Source organism: Amycolatopsis minnesotensis (genome assembly GCF_039529815.1).
Lineage (GTDB): Bacteria > Actinomycetota > Actinomycetes > Mycobacteriales > Pseudonocardiaceae > Amycolatopsis > Amycolatopsis minnesotensis.
This window is the reverse complement of the sequence record NZ_BAAANN010000005.1, coordinates 34,583-56,348: the sequence shown is the minus strand read 5'-3', so window position 1 is coordinate 56,348 and position 21,766 is coordinate 34,583. Positions and strand designations below refer to the sequence as shown.

Genomic DNA, 21,766 nt, shown 5'->3' with positions numbered 1-21,766 from the left:
GGTCGTGGCGCTTCCCGTACAGGTGAACCGCACGCGGCCCCGACGGTGGGTAGCCGGACGATTCCCTTGCGTCATGAATGGGAGTTGGTTAGCGTTTGCGCGGCGTGGAAAAAGGGGCTGGGAGAAGACGTGGACTGGGACTGGGTCTGGTTCGGGATCGCGGTGGTTCTGCTCGGCGCGTACGGCGGCTACCAATGGCGGCGGAAACGGCGCGGGCGCGACGCGCGTTCGGAGGCAGCCGCGAGGCTGGGCTGGCAGTACGACAGTTCCGACCCCGCCCTCGCGGACCGCTATTCCGGCGAGCCGTTCGACCAGGTGGCGAACGGGCGCGCGGTGCACCACGTCTTCCGCGGCGAGCACCGCGACCGCGAGGCGACGGTGTTCCAGCTCGACTTCGCCGCGGCGGGCACCGGCACCGGCGGGGCGGCCTACCGGGTCACCACCGTCGGACTGCCCTCGCCCAAGCCTGGCGTCGCGGTCAGCAGGCGCGGCAGCAGCCGGGTCCGCGGGTTCGGGCTGGGGGTCAGGGAGATCGGCGACCCCGATTTCGACGCCGCGTTCGAGGTGACCGCCGAGGACGCCGCGTTCGCGAGGGACCTGCTGATGGCCGATGTCCGGGCTTGGCTGCGCGAGGACCCGCGCGCCGGCGACACCCCGTTCCGCATCCAGGGCACCGAGATCATCACCTGGCGCCACGGCCCGGTCGACCCCGGCGACCTGCACACCGACGTCGACTTCCTGTGCGACCTGCTGGACCGCATCCCCCGCGAGGTCTTCGCCTGATCTCCCGGCACGGCATGCCCGAGGTGAAGGCGTGCCGGTGGGGGCCGCGTCGCAGGGGACGTCCATCCGCGAACACGCCGCTCGGCGAGGGAAATGGCGGACCCGTATGCCCTGAAGGTGTCCTCGGGGGAATGTGATGCCGTGCGGGGCATGCGCAGGGCGGCGGACTTGAGCACCGCGTCACGCGGGGAGCCGTGCTCGGCGAGCGGATCTTCGTCGTACAGCGCCGGAAGCGCGGTGAGCCGGTGCATTCGCACGTGCCGGGACGGGTCGAACGCGTCGTCGTTCGTCCACTCCGCACCGCCGGGCGGGAACAGCGTCGCGCGCGGGTAGCGGCGCAGCTTGGGGATCCGCCGCGCCCGCGCGCTCAGCACGGCCGGCAGCGCACCGGACGGCTCGCCGTCGAAGATCGCCACCGCGCCCATCCGCATCGGCGTGGTTTTGCTGTCCAGGCAAGGAAAGCGAGGTCGAGTCCGCCTGTAACCGCCACTCCGGTGGCGGCCATTCGCCTCACGGGAACGTGTTCAGGCGGACGACGGAACCCTTCTGGACCTTGGTGCCCGCGGCGGGGTCCTGTCCGATGACGAACCCGAAGCCGCCGCGCCGATGGCCGCCGCCGTGCCCGTCACCGTCCCCTTCGTCCCCATCGCCATCGCCGCCGCCGCCGTTGTCGCCGTTGCCCCCGCCGCGCTGGGGCTTCAGCCCGGCGTCGGTCAGCGCCCGCATGGCTTCGTCGATGGTCCTGCCGGTCACCCCCGGCACCTCCACCGCGTTCGACGTCCAGACGCCGACCCGCTTGCCGCCGGTGCTGCCCGCCGCCGGGTCGGTGCGGGTCACGCTGCCCGAGGCGACGTCGGGGGAGAACTCCTGGCCCGCGTCGAAGGGCTCGAACCCCTTCGCCTTCAACGCCGCGAAGGCCGCGTCCTTGCTCTGCCCGACCACGTTGGGCACCGGGATCGGCTGCGGTCCCTTCGACACGCCGAACCGCACGCTGCCGCCGATGTCGAGCTGGGTGCCCGGTTTCGGGTTGAGGACGAGCAGCTTGTTCTTGTCCACCGTGTCGCTGTAACCGTCCAGCGAGGAGTCGCGCGTCATGGTGAGCTGCTGGTCGGTGACCGCCTTCTTGGCCTCTTCGACCGGGGTGCCCTGCGCGATGTCGGGCACCGTCGGGCGGCCGAGCGAGAGCACCACCGACACCTCGTCGCCCTGCAGCGCCTGCACGCCGGTGCCGGGATCGGTGCGGATCACCTTGCCCTGTGGGGTGGTGTTGTGGCGCTCCTTGGTGAACCTCGGGGTCAGCGACGCGTCGCGCAGGGCCTTCTCCGCCGCGGGCTGGTCGAGGCCGATGACCTGCGGCACGGCGACGTGCCTGCCGCTGGAGAACCACCACACGCCGGTGCCGATGAGCCCGCCGAGCAGGACCACCGCGACGGTGAGCAGCGCGATCGTCTTGCCGCGGTTGCGCGTCGGCGGCTCCTCGGCCATCGCGGTCATGCCGGTCGGCTGCGGGCCGGTGGGCGGCGGCGGGGCGGCCACCGGCGCGGTCATCGCCGTCGGCGCGGGCCCCGGTGGCGCGGGTGGTGCCATCCGGGGCATCGCCCTGGTGCCGCGCGGTCCAGCCGGTGCGGCGACCGGGGCCATCGCGGGCCTGGTCGCGTCGACGTCGGTGCGCTCCTCCGGCGACTCGTCGTCCAGCGGCACCGGCACCGGGACGGGGGTGAGCCCGAGTTCAGCGCGGACGCGGCGCAGTTCGGCGAGGAAGGCACCGGCGTCGGCCGGCCTCGCGGCCTGGTCGCGCCGCGTCGCCCGCAGCACGAGGTCGTCGAGCGCGGGCGGGATGCCGGGACGGACCCGGCCCGGCGCGGGCACGTCGTCGTTGACGTGGCGGTAGGCGACCGACAACGCGGTGTCGCCGGTGTAGGGCGGCTGCCCGGTGAGCATCTCGTAGAGCAGGATCCCGGCCGAGTACACGTCGCCGCGTTCCTTCGCGGCCCCCGTGGTGACCTGCTCGGGGGAGAGGTAGGCGACGGTGCCGAGGATGACGCTGGAGCTGGTCGTCCCCGCGCTCGCGACGGCGCGCACCAGGCCGAAGTCGCCGACCTTGACCACGCCGGCGCCCGCGCCGCCGGGGTTGCGGCCGATCAGCACGTTCTCGGGCTTGACGTCCCGGTGCACCAGCCCCGCGTCGTGCGCGGCGGCCAGTGCGGCGAGCACCGGCTCGGCCACGCTCAGTGCCAGCGCCACGTCCAGCGCGCCACCGCGCTCGGCCATCAGGTCGCGGACCGTGCCGCCGTCGATGAGCTCCATCACCAGGAACACGCAGCCGTTGTCGCCGATGGTGTCGACGCCCTGGTCGTGCACGGCCACCACGTTCGGGTGGTGCAGTTTCGCCGCCGACCTCGCCTCGCGTTCGAACCGGTCGACGAACGAGCGGTCGTCGGCGAACCTCGGGTCCATGATCTTGATCGCGACCCTGCGGTCGAGCCGCGTGTCGACGCCGCGGTACACCGAGGACATGCCACCCCGCGCGAGCAGCTTGTCGACCCGGTAGCGGCGCTCGAGAAGTGCACCGACGAGGCTGGTGTCCGTGCTTGTCACGATTGACGATCGTACGGATAGGGCCATGTGCAGTGGACGCGCCCCGGTGTCGAAAAGGTCCTGGAGCCGGGTGTTCGTTACCGCTTTGGTGCGATGTCGCTGCGCGTGACGCCGAATATGGCACAGTGTTAGCCGTGAGTGCGATCCCCGTCGCCGATGACGTCCTCGGCCCCGATGTCCCCGTGCTTTCGCTCGCCGAGACTGGCAAGTCGCTCGGTGTTTCGGCGAACAAGGTCCGGCAGCTGCTGCGCGAGGGCCAGCTCATCGCGGTCCGCCGCGATGGCGATCTGGTGGTGCCCGCCGCCTTCCTGACCAGGGACGGCGTGGTGAAGGGCCTCGGCGGCACCATCACGGTGCTGGAGGACGCCGGGTTCGGGCGGACCGAGATGCTGCGGTGGCTCTTCGAACAGGACGAGTCCCTGCCCGGCGCCACCCCGATCCAGGCGCTGCGCACCAGCCACGGCAGCGAAGTCAAGCGCCGCGCGCAGGCGATGGCCTTCTGACGCGACTTCCCCGAACGAACCCCGCCATCAGGGTCACTGCGGAGGTACGGGTAGCCCCGTGCCTACTCCTGGCCGTCACTGCCGTGAAGGGCGCCTTCGGGAACCCGGATGCCCCGAAGGGCGCCTTCGGGGCATCCGGTCAGGAAGGGAAGGTTCCCGCTCAGCCGTTTTCGGCGTCGCGCCAGGAGATCCACTTGCGCAGCAGGCTGAAGTCGTAGTCCGGTCCGCCGATGCCGACGGTGAACAGCGACACGCCGAGGTCGCGCAGCTTCGGGCCCAGCTCGCCGGGCTCACCCTGCACGCCGCACGAGCGTTCGATCTCCGACGGGTCGCGGCCGGCGTCGGCGCAGTGCTGGTCGAGGATCTTCACCTTGCGCTCGACCACCTCGGGGTCGCCGAAGCCGTGCCAGATGTCGGCGTGCCTGGCGACCAGCTTGAGCGTCTTCTTCTCGCCGCCGCCCCCGATGAGCACCGGGATCTTGCGGGTGGGCGCCGGGTTGAGCGCGCCGAGGCGCTTTTCGATGCGGGGGAGCGCGTCGGCGAGTTCGTCGAGACGCCCGCCCGCGGTGCCGAACTCGTAGCCGTACTCGTCGTAGTCCTTTTCGAACCAGCCGGAGCCGATCCCGAGGATGAGCCTGCCGTCGCTGATGTGGTCGACGGTGCGCGCCATGTCGGCGAGCAGTTCGGGGTTGCGGTAGCTGTTGCACGTGACCAGCGCGCCGATTTCGACCCTGCTGGTGGATTCGGCCCACGCGCCGAGCATGGTCCAGCATTCGAAGTGCTTGCCGTCGGGCTCGCCGTAGAGCGGGTAGAAGTGGTCCCAGTTGAAAGCGATGTCGACCCCGAGCTCTTCGGCTTCGGAGGCGGCGCGACGGATGGCGGCGTAGTCGGCGTGCTGCGGTTGGATCTGCACGCCAACGCGAAGCTTCCTGTCAGTCATACCTCGACCCTAAACCCGTGAGCGTTGTTCGCGCCGCATTCGCGACCGGGCCCACGCCCCCGCGGCGACCGCGAGCCTGCGGTGCGCGGGGACGACGGCACGCCGGTCGAGCACGGCGTAGTCGTGGTCGGCGATCTCGTCGAGGATGCTTTCGTACAGTACCCGCGCGGTGTGCACGCACGGCTGGGATTCTTTGCGCAGCAACGAAATCCCGGGCTCGGCACGCCGGTAGATCGCCCGGTTGCGCGCCACGAAGGCGGCGAGCGCCCGGCGGATCCTGCGGTCGTGCCGCCCGGTGAGCTTCGACCACCGCAGCAGGTCGCGGTCGACGCCGAACGCGGCGAGCTCGTCGAGGGGCAGGTACAGCCTCCCGCGATCGAGGTCCTCGCCGACGTCGCGCAGGAAGTTGGTGAGCTGGAAGGCTTCCCCGAGCGCGGCGGCGTACGGTTCGGCCTCGGCGAGCGGTCCTCCGGTGCCCAGCAGGGGCAGCATCTGCAGCCCGATCACCGCGGCCGAGCCGTGGGTGTACTCGGCGAGATCGGCGAAGGTCCGGTACGCGGTCACGGAAAGGTCCATGCGCATCGAGTGCAGGAACGCGTCGAACAGCGCGCGGTCGAGGTGGTGCCGGCGCACGGTGTCGGCGAACGCGGCCAGCAGCGGATCCCCGGTTTCGCTTCCCGCGAACACCAGGTCGAGCCGGTGCGCCACCCGCGCCAGCCCGGCCCCGGGGTCGCTCCCCGGCGCGGGGTTGTCGACGAGTTCGTCGGCCGCGCGGGCGAAGCCGTACAACGCGTGCGCCGCCGGGCGCGCCCGCGCGGGCAGCAGGCGGGTGGCGAGGAAGAACGTCCTGCCGTGCACGGCGTTGACGCGGCGGCAGGCGGTGTAGGCGCGCCGCAGCACGGGCTCGGTGATGCCCGCGGCGTCGAGCTCAGTTACGTTCACCGGACCTTCACCGGCCGGTGATCCGCGCGGCCGCGAGCCGTCCCGAGATGAGCACCGGCGGGATGCCGACGCCCGGGGTGGTGCCGCAGCCCGCGAGCACCACGTTGTCCATGCCCCGCACCAGGTTCGCCGGCCGGAACGGGCCGGTCTGGCCGAAGGTGTGCGCGAGCGAGAACGGCGTGCCCGCCGCCATGCCGCGCGCGTGCCAGTCCCGCGGCGTCACGACCTCGTCAACGGTGAACTCGGTGCCGAACCCGGTCAGCCCGCGCGCGGCCAGCGTCGCGCGCAGGTCGTCGGCGTAGGCGGGGCCGACGCGGTCCCAGTCGATGCGCCCGGTGCGCAGGTTCGGCGCGGGCGCGAGCACCGAGACGACCTGCCCGCCGTCCGGTGCGAGCCGCGGATCCGTCGCGGTCGGCCGGGTGACGAGCAGCGACGGATCGCTCATCAGCGTGCCGTCGCGGATGATCTCCCGGAACGTCCGCTCCCACGCGTCGCCGAAGAAGATCGTGTGGTGGCCCAGTTCCGGCCAGCTCCGCGCGGCGTGTCCGTGCAGGACCACCGCGGACGGCGAGTACCGCAGCGGCACCGGCCTGCGGGGGCTCGCGCCGAGCAGGCGGTAGGCGCCGGCGAGTTCGGTGGCCAGCACGACCGCGTCGCACGGGATCCGCTCACCGGCCCTGGTGCGGACGGCGCGCACCCGCGAGGAGACCCGTTCCAGCCAGGCGACCTCGGTCTTGCACCGCACCCGCGCCCCCGCGGCCTCCGCCGCCCGTGCCATCGCGACCCCGACCTCGCCGACCCCGCCTTCGGGGAAGTAGACCCCGCCGACGGTGTCCATGTACGAGATGACGCCGTACGCGCCGATCGCGCGCATCGGGTCGAGCCCGGCGTAGAGCGATTGGAACGAGAAGAGCCTGCGGACGCGGTCGTCGCGCAGGAAGCGGCCGATCTTCGGGCCGAGCCTGCCGAACCCGCCCAGCGCGGCGAGCTTCACCAGCTCGGGGCGGACGAGGTCGAACGGCGAGTCGAAGTTGGCGCCGATGAAGTGGTCCTTCTGCGCCGCGTACAGCGCGGTCTGCCAGCGGCGGAGGCGGCGGTAGCCCTCGGCCTCGCGCGCGCCGGCGAAGTCCCTGATCTCCGCCTCCATCGCGGCACCGTCGGTGCGCACCGCGATCGCGGAGCCGTCGGCGAACCGGGCGTGGTAGGCCGGATCCAGCTTCGTCAGCCGCAGGTGTGCCGCGAGCGAGCCGCCGACCGCGGCGAACGCCTCGTCCAGCAGTTCCGGCATGGTCAGCACGCTCGCCCCGGTGTCGACCGTGCAGCCGTCGCGTTCACGGCGCCCCGCGCGCCCGCCGGGGGTGTCGTCCTGTTCCAGCAGGGTGACGCGGCGGCCGGCGCCGAGCAGGTGCAGCGTCGCGGACAGCCCGGCGAGCCCGGCGCCGACCACCACGACGTGGTCGGCGGGGCCGATCACGGTGCGCACGGTCAGTAGGTCCGCTTCGTCGCCTTGGCGGCGAGCGCGGTCAGCTCGGCCGTCGCGGGCTCGGCCAGGTGCGCGCGCTCCAGCGCGGCCAGCGAGGCCGAGGTCAGCTCCTCGATGCGCTGCTCGACCGCGTCCACGGCGCCGACCTCCGCCAGCGCCGCCCGCACATCGTCCACTTCGGACTCGGTCAGGCTCGGCGCGCCGATGGCGGCTTCGATCAGCCCTGCCGCGGCGGTGTTCCCCCGCTTCGCCGCGTACCCGAGGCCCAGCGCGACGAGCAGGGTGCGCTTGCCCTCGCGCAGGTCGTCGCCCGCGGGCTTCCCGGTCACCGACGGGTCGCCGAAGACGCCGAGCAGGTCGTCGCGGAGCTGGAACGCGACGCCGAGGTCGCCGCCGAACTCCAGCAGGGCGCCGACCAGCTCGTCGCTCGCCCCGGCCAGCGCGGCGCCGAGGTGCAGCGGGCGCTGGACGGTGTAGGCGGCCGTCTTGAGCCGGTCGATGCGCAGCGCCGCGTCCACCGAGGAGTCGCCGGTCACCTGGGTGTGCACGTCGAGGTACTGCCCGGCGAGCACCTCGGTGCGGATCGCGCGCCACGCCGGGCGTGCCGCGGCGAGGGTGGCGGGCGGGAGCGGGGCGTCGGCGAACATGTCGTCGGCCCACGCCAGCGCGAGATCGCCGATGAGCACCGCCGCGGCCTGCCCGAACGTCGAGGGCAGCCCGAGCCACCCGTGGTCGGCGTGCTCCTTCGCGAACGCCACGTGCACGGTCGGCGATCCACGCCGCGAATCGGACGAGTCGATCAGGTCGTCGTGGATCAGCGCGCAGGCCTGGATCAGTTCGAGGCTGGCCACGGCGTGCAGCACGCCTTCGGCCAGCTCGCGGTCACTCGGGTCGCCGCCCGCGCCGCGCCAGCCCCACCAGGCGAAACTGGGGCGCAAGCGCTTGCCGCCGCCGAGCACGAACCCGGACAGCGCGTCGAGCCCGGCGCCGAAGGTCGGCTCGATCTCGCGGATCGGCCCGCCCGCGGTGCGCAGGAACTCCGCGAGCACCCGCTCCACGTGTGCCGGCAGGTCCGCGTCGTAGTCCATGGCCCTATCGTCGTTGTTCGGCGGGTTCGGCGTGCTCCCGGGGTGCCGCGATGTGGCGAACCCGACGCCGCGCACCCGGTTCCGCCCGCGCGGGATCACCGGGAGTGGCCGAGGGGATCGCCGAAGCGACGGCGAGCCCGGCGAGCGCGATCCCGGCCGCGATCAGGAACGCGATGGTGAAGCCGTCCCGCGACGGGAGCGCCACGCCGCCGAAGGTGATCGCGAGCGTGGCCAGCACGGCGCTGATCACCGCACTCGAAAACGCGGTCCCCAGCGAGCGCATGAGCGCGTTGAGCCCGTTCGCGGCGCCGGTCTCGGTGACCGGCACGGCCCGCATGATCAGCGCGGGCATGGCGGCGTAGGCCAGCGCGACCCCGGAGTTGACCACCACCGAGACGAGCACGATCTCCCACACCTCGTCCATCAGGAACACCGCGCCGCCGTAGCCGGCCGCGATCACCGCGATGCCCAGCATCAGCGAGGTCTTCGGGCCGTGCGCGGCGGAGATCCGCGCGGACACCGGGGACAGCACGATCATCACCAGCCCGCTCGGCGCCATCCACAGCCCGGCGAGCACGAGCGACTGGCCGAGCCCGTACCCGGTCGCCAGCGGCGCCTGCAGGAGCTGCGGCAGGATCAGCGCCTGCGCGTACATCGCGAACCCGACCATGATCGTGGTCAGGTTCGTCAGCAGCACCGGCTTCCTGGTGGAGACGCGCAGGTCCACCAACGGCCCGCGCACCCGGTATTCGAGTGCCACCCAGCCGCCGAGCACCAGCAGCGCACCGGCGAGCAGCCCGGTGGTGAGCCCGCTCGTCCAGCCCCAGTCCCCGCCCTTGGACACCGCGAGCAGCAGGCAGCACAGCCCCAGCACCAGTCCCGCGGTGCCCGCGAAGTCGAACTTGCCACCGGCCCGCACCGGCGATTCGGGTACCGCGAAGCGGATCGCGGCCATGCTCAGCACGCCCAGCGCGCCCGCGATCCAGAACAGCAGGTGCCAGTCGGCGTTCTGCGCGAGCACCGCGGACAGCGGCAGCCCGATCGCGCCGCCGACCCCGAGCGTCGCGCTCATGAACGCCATCGCCGAACCGAGCCGGTGCGCGGGCAGCGTGTCGCGCATGATGCTGATGCCGAGCGGGATCGCGCCCATCGCGCAGCCCTGCAGCGCGCGCCCGGCGACCATCGCGCCGAGCGAGTCGGTCAGCGCGGACAGCACGGCGCCGATGACGAGCAGCAGCAGCGAACACAGCATCACGCGCCGCTTGCCGTACATGTCGCCGAGCCGCCCGCTGATCGGCGTGCAGACCGCGCCCGCGAGCAGCGTGGCGGTGAGCACCCACGACGCGCTGGTCGCGGTGGTGTGCAAGAGCTTCGGCAGCGCCGGGAGCAGCGGCATCACCAGCGTCTGCATCAGGGCGGCGACGATGCCGCAGGAGGAGAGCACGGCGACGATCGCGCCAGGACTCGCTCGTCGACGGCCTTCGGCCACGGTGCACGCCCCCAGGAAAGTCAATTGCGGCAAGCAACTTTTACCACGCGCGGCACGCCGGAAATGCCGCGCGTGACCGCGATCACCGCTTCGTACCAGTGCTCACGCTCGCGAAAACCGCCCCGGAACGTCCTTTGTGGACGTTCCGGGGCGGTTCGTGCAGTCAGTAGGGGCGGTCCGTCACGGTGTTGTTGCCCGAGTACCACTGGACGTAGCCGCGCTGGAAGTCGTTCCGGCGGCCAAGCGAGTTCCCGAACTCACCGCTGCGCGGGTACCCGAGGTACGACTTTTCCCAGCCCAGTGCCGCCCAGCGGACCCTGATCGAGCCGTACACGTCGGAGGCGGGCGTGGACGGTGTCCAGTAGATCGAGCCCGCCTTGTCGAAGTGGTTGAAGCGGCCGTATCCGTCCGGCGGTGTCAGTTCGTCGGTCGACGGGTAGCCGAGCGGGCCCGTCTCCCAGCCGATCTGCGACCAGCGCTCGCGGATCGAGCCCCAGATCGAATGGGCCCCGTTCGCGGGCGTCCAGTAGATCGACGCGGCCTTCGTCCCCGGCGTGCCGGTGAAGTGGTTGAAGCGGGCCGAATCCGTCCGGCGGTGTCAGTTCGTCGGTCACCGGGTAGCCGAGCGGCCCGGCGGCCCCGTCCTGCGCTTCCCATTTCTCCCTGATCGAGCCCCAGATCCCGAACGACCCGTTGGCGGCCGTCCAGTAGATCGACGCCTTCACCCTCGCGGGCGTGCCCGCGAGGTCGTTGTAGCGGCCGGCGCCGTCGGGCGTCCGCAGCTCGTCGGTGATCGGCGCGCCGAACTTCGCGTGCCCGCCGAGCGCGAGGAACTTCGCGTTGTTGGCTTCGTGGATCTCGTGCACGCCGTACTGCTTCGTCCAGTACAGCCTGCCGCGCTGGTAGGCGCGGTAGCGCAGGTTCGCCTCGCCGATCTCCGGCCCGGTCGGCGCGCCGAGCGTCTGCTGGAGCGCGGGTTCGGCGCGGTACCTCGCCTCGATCGGGCTCGCGTAGTTCGCGGTCAGCGTGACATCGGTGGCACCGACCAGGATCTCCCGCTGCGCCGCCGCGACGCCGTCGTCCCAGCCGGTGAACACCGCGGCGCCGTCGGCCGCGACGTCGGCCGCCACCAGGCCGAGCTTGGTCCCCTCGGTGACCAGTTGCGTGCTCGTGCCGTCGCCCTCGGTCGGGATGGACAGCGTGGCGGGCACGGTGCTCTTCAAGGTCACCCGGTGCTCGCGCGGCTGCGCAAGGTAGGTCGCCGAGGTGGTCACGCCCGCGCTGTCGGTCACCGCGGCGGTGAACTCCATCCTGGAGTCGGGGTGATCGGTGAACGGCTGCGCGAACGCGGCGCCGGTCCCGGGCGGCCCGAAGTGGGAGTGGCAGCTCGCCGCGCCGGGGCAGTGCTTCACCAGGCTCGTCCACTCGACGGCGAGGTCGCCGTCCTCGGTGTCGGTCGCCTTCGCGGACACCGCGACCGGTTGCCCGACCGCGAACGTCGCCGCGCCCGGCGTCGTCAGCTCGATGACCGGGGTGTGGTTGCCCGGCGCCACCGCCGTGGTCGCCGTGCCGGTCCCGCCGAGCGAGTCCGTGACGGTCAGCGTCGCGGTGAACCTGTCCGTGCCCGCCGCGTAGGTGTGCGCCACCTTCGCGCCCGTCACCGCGGCGGACCCGTCGCCGAAGTCCCAGCTGTAGGTGAGCTTCGTGTCGCCGTCGTAGTCGAACGACTCGCCGCCGTCGAAGCTGACGGTCCGCGCCGCGGGGTCGGTGGTGCTGGTGACCTTGGCGACCGGGAGCGCGTTCTTGTCGCTGTAGACCAGCCTGCGCAGCTTGCCGGTGTAGATGTCGGCGTAGACGAGGTCGCCGTTCGTGGCGGGGGCGAACTTCACCGGCCCGCCGATGCCCGTCGCGAACGGCGGGTTCTGCGGCGGCGTGGTCAGCTTGCCCTGCGCGTCGAACTTCAGCGACCAGATCTTCGTCCCGACGTAGTCGCCGAAGAAGTACGCGCCCCGGTACTGCTCGGGGTAGCTCTCACCGGTGTAGACGATCCCGCCGGAGACGCTGTTGCCCTGGTCCGGCCGGAGGTCGTTCGGGTCGCCGTGGTGGTAGTTCCACAGCGGCGGCGTGTTCGCCAGGTTCCGGCACTCGGCGGCACCCGCGTAGGCGGGCACCACGTCGTTCCCCTCCCAGCACGGCCACTTGTAATTGCCGCCAGGCTGGACGAGGTCGATCTCCTCCCAGGTCTGGTTTCCGACGTCGCCGACGACCGGCAGCCCGGTGCCCGGGTCGAGGGAGAACCGGAACGGGCTGCGGAAACCGCTCGCGAACACCTTGCCGCGCACCGAACCGGGGTTGGCCGCGTCGTAGTAGGGGTTGCTCGGCACGCCCTTGCCGTCGGCGGTCATGTGCAGGACCTTGCCCTGCGGCTGGTCGATGCTCTGCGTCCGCAGCGCGGCGGGGTCGCCGTTGATGCGGAAGTCCGCGTTGTCGCCGCTGGAGGCCCACACCGTGCCGTCGGGAGCGGCGACGATCCCGGTCAGCGCGTGCGTGTCGCTCTTGCCGGGGTAGTCGAGCAGGACCTGCTCGTTCGCCAGCCCGGCCGGCTCCGGCGCGCCGGTGACCGTCCAGCTCGACAGCCGGAGGCTGTAGCCGCTCGTGTTCGGCACCGAACGGGCGAGGTAGATCTTCTTCGACGTCGCGTAGTCCGGTGCGACGGCGAGCCCGACCAGGCCGAGGTCCTGCGTGGTGACCACGGCGAGCTTGCTGAGCTGGTTGACGTGCCCGTCGGCGGCGACCCAGGCAACCTTGCCCTGCTTGCCGATGCTGAGCACGGTGCCGTCGGGCAGGTACGAGAAGTCGGTGAGGTCGCCTGCCGACTGCCCGCTCGGCGAGTCGAGGAGCACGAACCCCTTCGGCAGCGACGGCGGGGCGGCTGCCGCCGTGCCGGTCGTCGCGACGAGCGCGGTGGTGAGGACCAGCGCGGCACCGGCAGTGGAGGCGGCAATGGTGCGCGCTCTTCTTCGAACAAGTCTTCGCTTGAACATCTATCCCCCTTATGGATGACGCTCACATGTCGCCCAAAAGGGTGAAAGCGTTGCCAGGGTCCGGGTTCGTTACCGCAAAGTGTCTACTTTGGGTACGAGAACGTGGCTTGACTTGTCAGAATGGCCTAGCGTTGATCGCAATGGCTGACACCCAGAGTGACTAGTCCAGTGTGCGAGAAGTCGCTCCCGATCCGTGGGTCCGACTCGATAACATTGGTGTCATGACCTCGGTAGTGGAGCGGTTACGCGGAGACGCGCCCGTGTTCTCAGTGGAGTTCTTCCCGCCCCGCGACCAGGCCGACGAAGCGGTGCTCTGGCGCGCCATCCGCGAGCTGGAGCCGTTCGACCCGGCCTACATGTCGATCACCTACGGTGCGGGCGGCTCCAGCAGGGACGGCACCATCCGCAACATCGCCAGGGCGGCCACCGAAACGACGCTGGTGCCGATGGCGCACCTGACCGCGGTGAACCACTCCGTGGCGGAGCTGCGCAACGTGATCGGCTGGTACGCGGCCGTAGGCGTCCGGAACATCCTGGCGCTGCGCGGCGACCCGCCCGGCGACCCGTACGGCGAGTGGGTCGCCCACCCCGAAGGGCTCACCTACGCCGAGGAACTCGTCGAGCTGGTCCGCTCGCTCGGCGACTTCTGCGTCGGCGTTTCCGCGTTCCCCTACGGCCACCCGCGCTCCGCCGACCTCGACGAGGACACCAAGTACCTGGTGCGCAAGTTCAAGGCGGGCGCGGACTTCGGTATCGCGCAGCTGTTCTTCGCGCCGGAGGACTTCCTCCGGCTGCGCGACCGGGTGGCCGCGGCCGGCTGCGACAAGCTGCTCATCCCCGGCGTGATGCCGCTGACCACCCCGCGCACGTTGCGCACCACCGTCAAGCTTTCCGGTGCCCCGGCGCCGAAGAAGCTCCTCGAACGGCTGGAACCGCTCGAAGACGACCCCGCCGCCTTCCGCGCGGAAGGCATCGACGTGGTCACCGAACTGTGCGAGCGCCTGCTCGCGGAGGGCGTGCCGGACCTGCACTTCTACACGTTCAACCGGTCCAAGGCGACGCGCGAGGTGATCCGGCGGCTCGGACTGGTCCCGGCGCGCGCGTGATCTCCCGGTAGCGTGCGGTGTATGGCTTCCAGCGTGCACCGGATCTGTGACTCCTTCGTCGACGACTACGCCGCGGCGAACCCCGTGCTGGCCACCGATCTGGGCATCACCGGGTACGAGGACCAGCTGACCGACTACTCGCCGGAAGGGCACGCCGCCAGGGCCACCCTCTCCAGGAGGGCGCTCGAAGCGGTCGCCGCCGCCGAGCCCGCCGACGCGGCCGAGCGCGCGGCGAAAGCCGTGTTCTCCGAACGCATCGGCCTCGAACTGGAGATCCACGACGCCGGGCTCGACCTGGGTGCGCTCAACGTGATTTCGAGCCCGGTGCAGAACGTGCGGAGCGTGTTCGACCTGATGTCGACCGCGACCGCGGACGACTGGGCCGTCATCGCGAGCAGGCTGGCCAAGGTGCCCGCCGCGCTCGACGGGGTGCGCGCCTCGCTGCTCGCCGCCGCCGACGCCGGACAGGTCGCGGCGCTGCGCCAGGTCGCGAAGGTGGCCACCCAGGCCGAAACCTGGGCCGGGCTCGGTACCGCCACCGGGTACTTCCGCGGCCTCGTGAGCGGCGCGGGTGAGGTCCCGGAATCGTTGCGCGCGGACCTGGACAACGGCGCGAAGGCGGCCGAAGAAGCCTACGCGGAACTGGCGGGCTTCCTGCGCGCCGAGCTGGCGCCCCTGGCGCGGGAGAAGGACGCCGTCGGCGAGGACGTCTACCGGCTGTGGTCCCGCTACTTCACCGGTGCCGAACTCGACCTCCGCGAATCCTACGAATGGGGCTGGGCGGAGTTTTCCCGGATCGAGGCGGAGATGCGGGAGATCGCGGGCCGGATCGCCCCCGGTGCCACGCTCGCCGAAACCGCCGACGTGCTCGACGCCGACGAGCGCTACCGGCTCCACGGGGCGGACCGGCTCGAGGCGTGGATGCAGGACCTGTCCGACCGCGCGCTGGAAGCGTTGCGCGGCAAGCACTTCGACATCCCCGACGCGCTGATGGCGCTCGAGTGCCGGATCGCGCCGCCTGGCGGGAGCGCCGGTGCCTACTACACCGGCCCGAGCGAGGACTTCTCCCGGCCCGGCCGCATGTGGTGGGCGCTGCCCGCGGGCAGGCAGGACTTCGCCACCTGGCGCGAGGTCAGCACCGTCTACCACGAGGGCGTCCCGGGGCACCACCTCCAGATCGCGACCGCGGTGCACCAGTCGGGCACGCTCAACAAGTTCCAGCGGCTGTTCTCCTTCGTCTCCGGGCACGGGGAAGGCTGGGCGCTGTACGCGGAACGGCTCATGCGCGACCTCGGCTTCCTCGCCGACGACGGTGACCTGCTCGGCATGCTCTCCGAACAGCTGTTCCGCGCCGCGCGCGTGGTCGTCGACCTCGGGATGCACCTCGAACTGGAAATCCCGCGCGGCACCGGTTTCCACGAAGGCGAGCGCTGGACCCCCGAGTTCGGCCTCGAGTTCCTGCGCACCCGCACCATCACCGACCCCGGCCTGCTGCCGGACGAGGTCGACCGGTACCTCGGCTGGCCGGGGCAGGCGCCGGCCTACAAACTGGGGGAGCGGCTGTGGCTGGCCGCGCGGGCGGACGCGGAACGGCGGCAGGGCGCGGCGTTCGACATCAAGGAGTTCCACACGCGCGCACTGCGGCTGGGCGGGATGGGGCTGGACACCCTGCGCGCGCAACTCGCCGAAATCGACTGACCCGCACTGTCCCTTGTGGACACTCGTTCGCGGGCGCGGTGTCGCGGCCCCGGGTTCGCATGCCCCGAAGGATGCTCCTATAGAGGTCAAAAGCGAGGTGCCCTGAAGGCGCCCTTGAGGGAATGTGATGCCGTGAAGGGCACCTTCAGGGCATCAGCAGCACCATGCCGCACGTCGTGAGGGGTGAGATCGCGGCGTCAGATTCCCTCAAGGCGCCCTTCACGGCATGCACTGGGACTTCGCCGTTCACGTCTCATTCTCATCTCCGCGCTGGCGCCCCAAAAAGGGCCTTCATAGGCGTGAATGCCACGGATGCGGCCTTCACGGACCCACTCTGCTCCGGGCGCATGCCCCGAAGGGGCCCTTGAGGGAATGTGATGCCGCGAAGGGCACCTTCAGGGCATGCATCCCGGAGCCGAGCAGGCCCGCGAAGGCCGCAGCCGCGGCATGCACGTCCCTGAAAGCCCCTGCGGGGTATGAGCGTGGACACGAGAAGGAGTCGCGAGCGGCGAAATCCCAGCGCATTCCTCGAAGGTGGTTTTCGGGGAATCTGACGCCGCGATCTCGCCCTTCGCGGCGCGCGACATGGCGACGCCCATGCCCTGTCTCGTAAATAAGCAGATTCGCCGGGCACAGCGAGATAGCCCCTCCAGCGGAGGCGCGGCCCCTATTTTCACCCCCGGCAGGACGTCCCCGCCAGGGGACACAGACGACTGAAGGCGCCCTTCGCGGCGTCAGCTTCTCCGAAGGCTCCTCGGGGAATGCGCGGCGGACCTCACCTCGACCTCCACCGGAGCATCCCTCAGGGACTCCGGTGCCGCGAATTCCGTCCCCGCGGCGGCCGGGCCGCTACAGTGACCTCGTGCATCGGGTCTTCCTCGTCACCCCGCCCCCCGCCTCCTGAGCGGGGTGGTTCCCGAGCCGTGCGGCACCGGTCGCACGGCTGATCCTCAGTGCCCTTTCCCGGCCTGAGTGCTGCCCCGCGTCGTCGTCCCCCTCCTTTCAACACAGACGCAGACGCAGGAGAAAACCCTTGTCTCTCACCGTTGTCGCGCCCGCGCGCGACCGATCCGCGCCGGCACTGATCGCCGCCGGGGTCCTCTGGGGCACCGGCGGCCTTGCCGGGGCGATGCTCGCCGACGCGGCGCACCTCCACCCGCTGTCCGTCGCCGCCTACCGGCTGCTGCTCGGCGGCGGGCTCTCGGTGGTGTTCCTCGCCGTCTCCGGCGGGCTCCGCGCCCTGCCGCGCACCGGGGCGGCCGTGCGACGCGTGCTCGTCGCGGGCGCGCTACTCGGGGCCTACCAGGCCAGCTACTTCGCCGCCGTGCGCTACACCTCCGTGAGCGTCGCGACCATGGTCACGATCGGCGTGGTCCCGGTCGCCGTGGCCATCGGGACCGCCGTCCGCACCCGTCGCCTGCCCGGTGCGGCGACCACGATCGCGATCGTCGCCGCGGTGGCGGGCGTCGTGCTGCTCACCTGGTCGCCCGGCGGTACCGCGGGCGGCTGGGGACTGGTCGCGGGCGTGGGTTTCGCGCTGCTCGCCGGTGTCGGCTTCGCCGCGCTCACCCTGGTCACCGCGAAACCGGTCGAAGGGCTGGACCCGTTGCGCACCACGGCGTTCGGCATGCTGACCGGCGGTGTGCTGCTCAGCCCGGCCGCGCTGGCGCTGGGCATGGCGTTGCCGGCCGAGCCCGGTGCGCTGGCGATCGCGCTGTACTTCGGCGCGGTCCCGACGGCGCTGGCCTACACGGCGTACTTCCGCGGCCTGCGCGGCGCGGCGCCCGTGTTCGCGGCGCTCGCGGCCCTGCTCGAACCGCTGACCTCGGCGTTGCTGGCGGCGGTTGCGCTCGGTGACCGGCTCGGCGTCGCGGGCTGGTGCGGTGCGGCGCTGCTGGTCGGCGCGCTGGCGGTGAGCTACCGGAAGTGAGCGCCTGCCCGTGGGCGGCGCTCGCCGTTCACGGGCAGGGCTCGTCCAGCGGCAGTGCCCTGCCGAGCACCGCGAAGGCACGCGGGTCGCCCGCGAAGTGGTAGTCCCGCAGCACGTCGGAGAACCCGACCCGCCGGTAGAGCTGCCACGCCCTGCTCGGCCCCTCCGGGGTGGACAGCAGCACGTGCTCGTGGGCGACCCCGTCCAGCAGCCTGCGCAGCAGCTCCTGGCCGATGCCGGCGCCCTGGCTGCCCGGCCGGACGTGGATCTCGGTCAGCTCGAAGTAGTCGGCGAGCCAGCGCCGCGCGGTCTCCTCGTCGCGAGCCTTGAGCAACCCGCGGCGCACCTGTTCGTGCCACCACTGGCCGGACCTGCCGCGGTAGCCGTACGCGATGCCCAGCAGCGCGCCGTGCGGGTCCAGCGCGGCGACGCAGCGCCACCCTTCCCGGAGGACGTGCGTGAGCCACATCGGCGCCCGCTGCTCGGCCGTGCCCGGCGGGTAGCGCATCGCGTCGACGTAGATCTCGAGCGCCTCGCGGAGCCTGCCCCGGAACTCGTCGGCCGACAGCGAGACGAACTGGGGTTCCTGCCGGTGCTTCGCCGCGGTCACGGGGTCTCCACCACTTCCACCGGGGTGCCGCCGGTGAGCGCGAGCAGGTCGTCGGCGGTGGTGGGGTACACCGATTTCGCGTGCCCCGCCGCGGCCCACACCACGGGATGCCCGCGCAGCGCGGTGTCCACCAGCGTGCGCAGCGGTGCGGGGTGCCCGATCGGGGCCACCCCGCCGATCACCTGCCCGGTGTGCTGCTTGACGAACTCCGGGTCGGCCATCTCGACCCGCTCGGTACCGATGAGCCTGGCGAGCAGCCCGGTGTCGGCGCGGTGCGCGCCCGAGGTCAGCACCAGCAGCGGCACGGAATTGTCGGTGCGGAAGAGCAGACTGTTGGCAATGGCGCCGACCTCGACGCCGAGGGCGGCCGCCGCGAGCGCCGCGGTGCGGGCTTCCGCGGGCAGGATGCGGATCCCGGTTGCCGCGTCGTGCTGGCCTGCTTCGGCGAGTGCGGCGGCGACCTTGGCCACCGCCGGGTGTTCGAGGCTGCTCATGGGTTTATGAGATCACGAACCCGATGTGCCCGCGAAAGCCGTATCGCGGCTCACCCGGGTGCGGGGTTGAACTCGGCGGCCGGCTGTGGTTAACCTGAACTTGTTCGAACAAACGTTCGACGCCACGAGGCGAAGGCGTTCGCCGGTCGAGGCGCCCGGCGCCGGCACGGGGGAAGCGTGTCGGCACCGGGCGCCGTGGTCGAGGAGTGGAAAGGAGAGGGTCATGCCGGAAGCGAACACCCGGGCCGCCGATGGCCGTCAGTGCGCACTCCCGCTCGGCCCCGTCCCGCACGCCATACCGCTCGACGCCTTCGCCGCCCCGATCACCCGGCGCGGCACCAGGATCACCAAGTCCCGCAGGTCCCGCGCCGGCGGGCAGGGCGTCCTGCCGGTCACCGGCCTGGTCGCCGCGGCGCCGTTCGCCGGTGCCCCGCGCCCGTCACGGCAGGTGCCGAGGGCGGGCACCGCGCCGGAACCGAGCCATCCCGCCCGCGCCGAGCACGGCGCGCGCCACAGCCGCCAGGCGCCGCTCACGAACGGCGTCGCCGCGTCGCGCATCGGGGCCATGGACGCGAAGGCGGGCGACGAAGCCGCGGCTGGTCAGGGCCCGATGCTGGAAAGCACCAAGACGGCCACCGGGCAGGCCCCGGCCCAGGCCGGTCCCGTCGCCGAAGACGCGGCGGGGGAGAACCTCGCCGTGGGCGCCGGAAATCCGATCCCGGCGGCTTCGCCCGCGGAAGAGTCCTCCGCGGAGGACGCCGCCGCGCCCGCCGGAAGCGAGGCCGTGGAGGACGCGGCTGGGAGCCCGGCAGGAGGAGGGGACATGCGGATCGGGGTCGCCACGCAACCGGAACTGCCGATGCCGGTGGGGCCGCCGGTCGCACCCGCCGCGATCGCCCTGCTCGCACAGGCGCGCCGCGGCCTGGTCGAGGCGGAGACCGAGGTGGCGCCGGCTCCCCGCTTCATCGCCGCCTATCTCGCGGCCTTGCGCGCCGCCGCGGCCGTGCTGGCCGCGCGCGGCCGTCCGCACCGCGGCAGGGCGAAGCCGGCCAGCGTGTGGCTGCTGCTCGATTCCACGGTGCCCGAGCTGGCGGAATGGGCGGGCTTCTTCGCCGCGCACTCGGCAACGCAGGCCGCCGCGCAGGCCGGTATTTCCCGCAAGGTCACCGCGAAGCTCGCCGACGACCTGCTGGCACAGGTGGCGCGCTTCCTGGAACTGGCGAAGCACGCCGTCCACCACCAGGACGAGCCAGCCGCCGAGCCCGACGTCCCCGCGCAGCGGCGCGGGGTGTGCGCCGCACCACCGGTGGGGGCGCCCAAGAACCGGCGCGGGTGATGCGCGGGCACGCGCTGGTGGGCTACGGAAGATTCCTGCAGGTACTGGAGATCGAAGGCGAACTGCTGGCGGAGGCGGCGCATTCGGCGTCCCCGGACGCGCCGGTGCCGGGCTGTCCCGGGTTCACCATCGGCACCACCGTCCGGCACGTCGGCAGCGTGTCGCGGATGGTGCTGGAGTGGCTCCGCGGCCGTGGCCGTCCCCGCACCTGGCAGCGCGACCCGGTGCCCGGCCAGACCGAAGTCGGCTTCATGCGGTCGGCGCTCGCCGAACTGCGCGCCGAACTCGCCGCGCACCAGCCGGAGGAGCGCACCGCCACCTGGTGGCCCGCCGATCCCACCTACGGGTTCTGGCGCCGCCGGATGGCACACGAAACCACCGTGCACCGCGTCGACGTGCAGACCGCGGCCACCGCGCCGCGGCGTTCGCTTCCCGGTATCACCGAGGACATCGCGGTCGACGGTATCGATGAGGTGCTGACCCTCTGGTTCGGTCAGCGGCTCCCGATGCTCGGCCTCAGCGCGGACAGGGACACCTCCGTCGCGGTCCGCAGCGGCAGGCACACCTGGATCGCCAGGGCGGGGCCGGGGGAGACCATGGCATGGCGGTGTTCGGCGCGGGAAGCGGAAAACGCCGACGCGGTCCTGTCGGCGCCACCGGTGCAGATGTACCTGTGGCTCTGGGGGCGCCGTTCGCTGGGCGAGGTGACCCCGGCCGGGGACGCGGAGGCCACCGCGCGGTTCTGGGCGCTGCTCCGGCTCGCGACGCGGTGACGGGAGTGCGGGGAAGCACCTCCCGAAGCGGCTTACCCGTGCGGACATCCCCGCCGAACCGGATCCACCTCACCGCCGGATAGCGGTAGTCCATTGTGGACGAATCGATGCGGTCCGGTGCGGGCCGGGAGGTCGTGCCAGATCCAGGGACCGGACTCGGTTGCGCCGCTTTTTCGCGGACAGGCTTCAGCTCCTGGGGCCGCTCGTCCCCGGCTACACCGGCCTGCCGACATAGGCGGCGAGCCGGAGATACACCTCGGCGTCGTCGGCGACCGCCACGGCCGGTGCGAACGGTCCTCCCTCGCCGCGGTCCTCCGCCGTGAGGTTGCGGGTGAACCAGTCGAGGGCGGCTTCGGCCAGGACCGGGTCGAGGTTGTCGCCCCCGTCGGTGACCCTGGACAGATCCCAGGCGTGGACGGTGAATTCGTGCGTGTAGGTCTCGAGCAGCTCATGCCCGGTCATCGTCGCCCAGGGCAGGGTGTAGCTCTTGCCGAGCGCCGAGTCGGGCGCCCAGACCCGTTCGAGATCGGCGCGAGCGCTGCGAAACGCGGCACCCCAGTCGTCGGTGTGGTCGTCGGCCGGATCTTTCACCTGGCTCGTGCCTTCGCCGTTGCCGAGTGCGGTGAGCTTGCGCAGGACGCCGACGAGGTGGGCCAGCAGCGTCCGCAGGTCGTACTCGGCACACGGGGTGGGCAGGCCGAGGTCGGCGTTCCCGATCGCGTCGAGCTGGCGCTCGGTCTGGTCGAGCGCGGCACTCAGGTGCGGCCGCGGATCCTGGTTCGCATCGGCTTCGGTCATCGGGCAGCTGCCTCCTCGCGCTGGGCGGACGGTCGTCGGCGTAGCCAACCACGAGGCACCGACACAAATGCGCCCACAAGACAGTGCGCTCACAAGACAGTGCGCCCACAAGCCGATCCGCGCGTGGTGGCGAGTGCCGGAGCGGAGGGCG

The 21,766-nt window shown here is 72.0% G+C and carries 16 protein-coding genes and 2 pseudogenes; 7 read left to right on the top strand and 11 right to left on the bottom strand.

The features are described from left to right. Positions 1–129: 129 nt before the first annotated feature. A complete protein-coding gene (locus tag ABD256_RS07600) occupies positions 130–783 on the top strand; it encodes a hypothetical protein (RefSeq protein ID WP_344414994.1) in 654 nt (217 codons plus the stop codon). Positions 784–1,028: 245 nt separating this feature from the next. On the opposite strand, the pseudogene ABD256_RS44350 reads toward ABD256_RS07600, so the two are convergent. Together ABD256_RS44350 and ABD256_RS07595 are read right to left on the bottom strand one after the other, a co-directional pair. Beyond that, positions 1,029–1,235 (bottom strand): annotated as a pseudogene (locus ABD256_RS44350) (wax ester/triacylglycerol synthase domain-containing protein); the annotation flags it as partial. Between the two features lie 58 nt (positions 1,236–1,293). Continuing rightward, positions 1,294–3,381 carry a Stk1 family PASTA domain-containing Ser/Thr kinase gene (locus ABD256_RS07595; RefSeq protein WP_344414992.1) on the bottom strand — a complete coding sequence of 696 codons (2,088 nt, stop codon included), beginning with the start codon at positions 3,379–3,381 and terminating at the stop codon, positions 1,294–1,296. A gap of 134 nt (positions 3,382–3,515) precedes the next feature. On the opposite strand from ABD256_RS07595, the gene ABD256_RS07590 reads away from it, so the two are divergent. Beyond that, positions 3,516–3,884 (top strand): Rv2175c family DNA-binding protein, encoded by a 369-nt coding sequence (locus tag ABD256_RS07590; protein ID WP_344414990.1) that lies wholly within the window; start codon positions 3,516–3,518, stop codon positions 3,882–3,884. 160 nt (positions 3,885–4,044) lie between these two features. Here the strand turns inward: ABD256_RS07590 and ABD256_RS07585 are convergent, their stop codons facing one another. From ABD256_RS07585 to ABD256_RS07555, 6 genes and pseudogenes are all read right to left on the bottom strand, one after another. Further along, on the bottom strand, positions 4,045–4,824 hold the full coding sequence (locus ABD256_RS07585) for an LLM class F420-dependent oxidoreductase (RefSeq protein ID WP_344414988.1): 780 nt from the start codon (positions 4,822–4,824) through the stop codon (positions 4,045–4,047). 9 nt (positions 4,825–4,833) lie between these two features. Further along, on the bottom strand, positions 4,834–5,766 hold the full coding sequence (locus tag ABD256_RS07580) for a phytoene/squalene synthase family protein (protein WP_344414986.1): 933 nt from the start codon (positions 5,764–5,766) through the stop codon (positions 4,834–4,836). A 7-nt stretch (positions 5,767–5,773) separates the two neighbouring features. Next, positions 5,774–7,249 carry a phytoene desaturase family protein gene (crtI, locus tag ABD256_RS07575; RefSeq protein ID WP_344414984.1) on the bottom strand — a complete coding sequence of 492 codons (1,476 nt, stop codon included), beginning with the start codon at positions 7,247–7,249 and terminating at the stop codon, positions 5,774–5,776. A 2-nt stretch (positions 7,250–7,251) separates the two neighbouring features. Beyond that, positions 7,252–8,337, bottom strand: coding sequence for a polyprenyl synthetase family protein (locus ABD256_RS07570; protein WP_344414982.1), 1,086 nt, complete (start codon positions 8,335–8,337; stop codon positions 7,252–7,254). Positions 8,338–8,341: 4 nt separating this feature from the next. Next, complete coding sequence (locus ABD256_RS07565; protein ID WP_425546405.1) at positions 8,342–9,826, bottom strand: MFS transporter; 1,485 nt, start codon at positions 9,824–9,826, stop codon at positions 8,342–8,344. Between the two features lie 163 nt (positions 9,827–9,989). Beyond that, positions 9,990–12,870: pseudogene (locus tag ABD256_RS07555) on the bottom strand (PQQ-dependent sugar dehydrogenase). Between the two features lie 221 nt (positions 12,871–13,091). Between ABD256_RS07555 and ABD256_RS07550 the strand changes: the two are divergent. The 3 genes from ABD256_RS07550 to ABD256_RS07540 all read left to right on the top strand — a co-directional run bounded on the left by ABD256_RS07550 (position 13,092) and on the right by ABD256_RS07540 (position 17,604). Next, positions 13,092–13,976, top strand: coding sequence for a methylenetetrahydrofolate reductase (locus tag ABD256_RS07550; RefSeq protein WP_344414980.1), 885 nt, complete (start codon positions 13,092–13,094; stop codon positions 13,974–13,976). A 21-nt stretch (positions 13,977–13,997) separates the two neighbouring features. Further along, positions 13,998–15,674, top strand: coding sequence for a DUF885 domain-containing protein (locus tag ABD256_RS07545; protein WP_344414978.1), 1,677 nt, complete (start codon positions 13,998–14,000; stop codon positions 15,672–15,674). A 1,033-nt stretch (positions 15,675–16,707) separates the two neighbouring features. Continuing rightward, on the top strand, positions 16,708–17,604 hold the full coding sequence (locus ABD256_RS07540) for a DMT family transporter (RefSeq protein ID WP_344414976.1): 897 nt from the start codon (positions 16,708–16,710) through the stop codon (positions 17,602–17,604). A gap of 28 nt (positions 17,605–17,632) precedes the next feature. On the opposite strand, the gene ABD256_RS07535 is transcribed toward ABD256_RS07540, so the two are convergent. Both ABD256_RS07535 and ABD256_RS07530 read right to left on the bottom strand, forming a co-directional pair. Continuing rightward, positions 17,633–18,214, bottom strand: a complete 582-nt coding sequence (locus tag ABD256_RS07535; RefSeq protein WP_344414974.1) for a GNAT family N-acetyltransferase — start codon at positions 18,212–18,214, stop codon at positions 17,633–17,635. Beyond that, entirely contained in the window at positions 18,211–18,708 is a 498-nt protein-coding gene (locus ABD256_RS07530) for a YbaK/EbsC family protein (protein WP_344414972.1), read from the bottom strand. Before ABD256_RS07530 ends, ABD256_RS07535 begins: the two co-directional genes overlap by 4 nt. A gap of 223 nt (positions 18,709–18,931) precedes the next feature. On the opposite strand from ABD256_RS07530, the gene ABD256_RS07525 reads away from it, so the two are divergent. After that, positions 18,932–20,044, top strand: coding sequence for an SAV_6107 family HEPN domain-containing protein (locus tag ABD256_RS07525; RefSeq protein ID WP_344414970.1), 1,113 nt, complete (start codon positions 18,932–18,934; stop codon positions 20,042–20,044). Further along, the gene (locus ABD256_RS07520) at positions 20,044–20,817 is read left to right on the top strand and encodes a maleylpyruvate isomerase N-terminal domain-containing protein (protein ID WP_344414968.1); all 774 of its coding nucleotides are present in this window, start codon (positions 20,044–20,046) and stop codon (positions 20,815–20,817) included. The genes ABD256_RS07525 and ABD256_RS07520 overlap by 1 nt, the downstream gene beginning before the upstream one ends. Positions 20,818–21,030: 213 nt before the next feature. Here ABD256_RS07520 and ABD256_RS07515 read toward each other — a convergent pair whose 3' ends face one another. Continuing rightward, entirely contained in the window at positions 21,031–21,615 is a 585-nt protein-coding gene (locus ABD256_RS07515; protein WP_344414965.1) for a TIGR03086 family metal-binding protein, read from the bottom strand. Between the last annotated feature and the right edge of the window lie 151 nt (positions 21,616–21,766).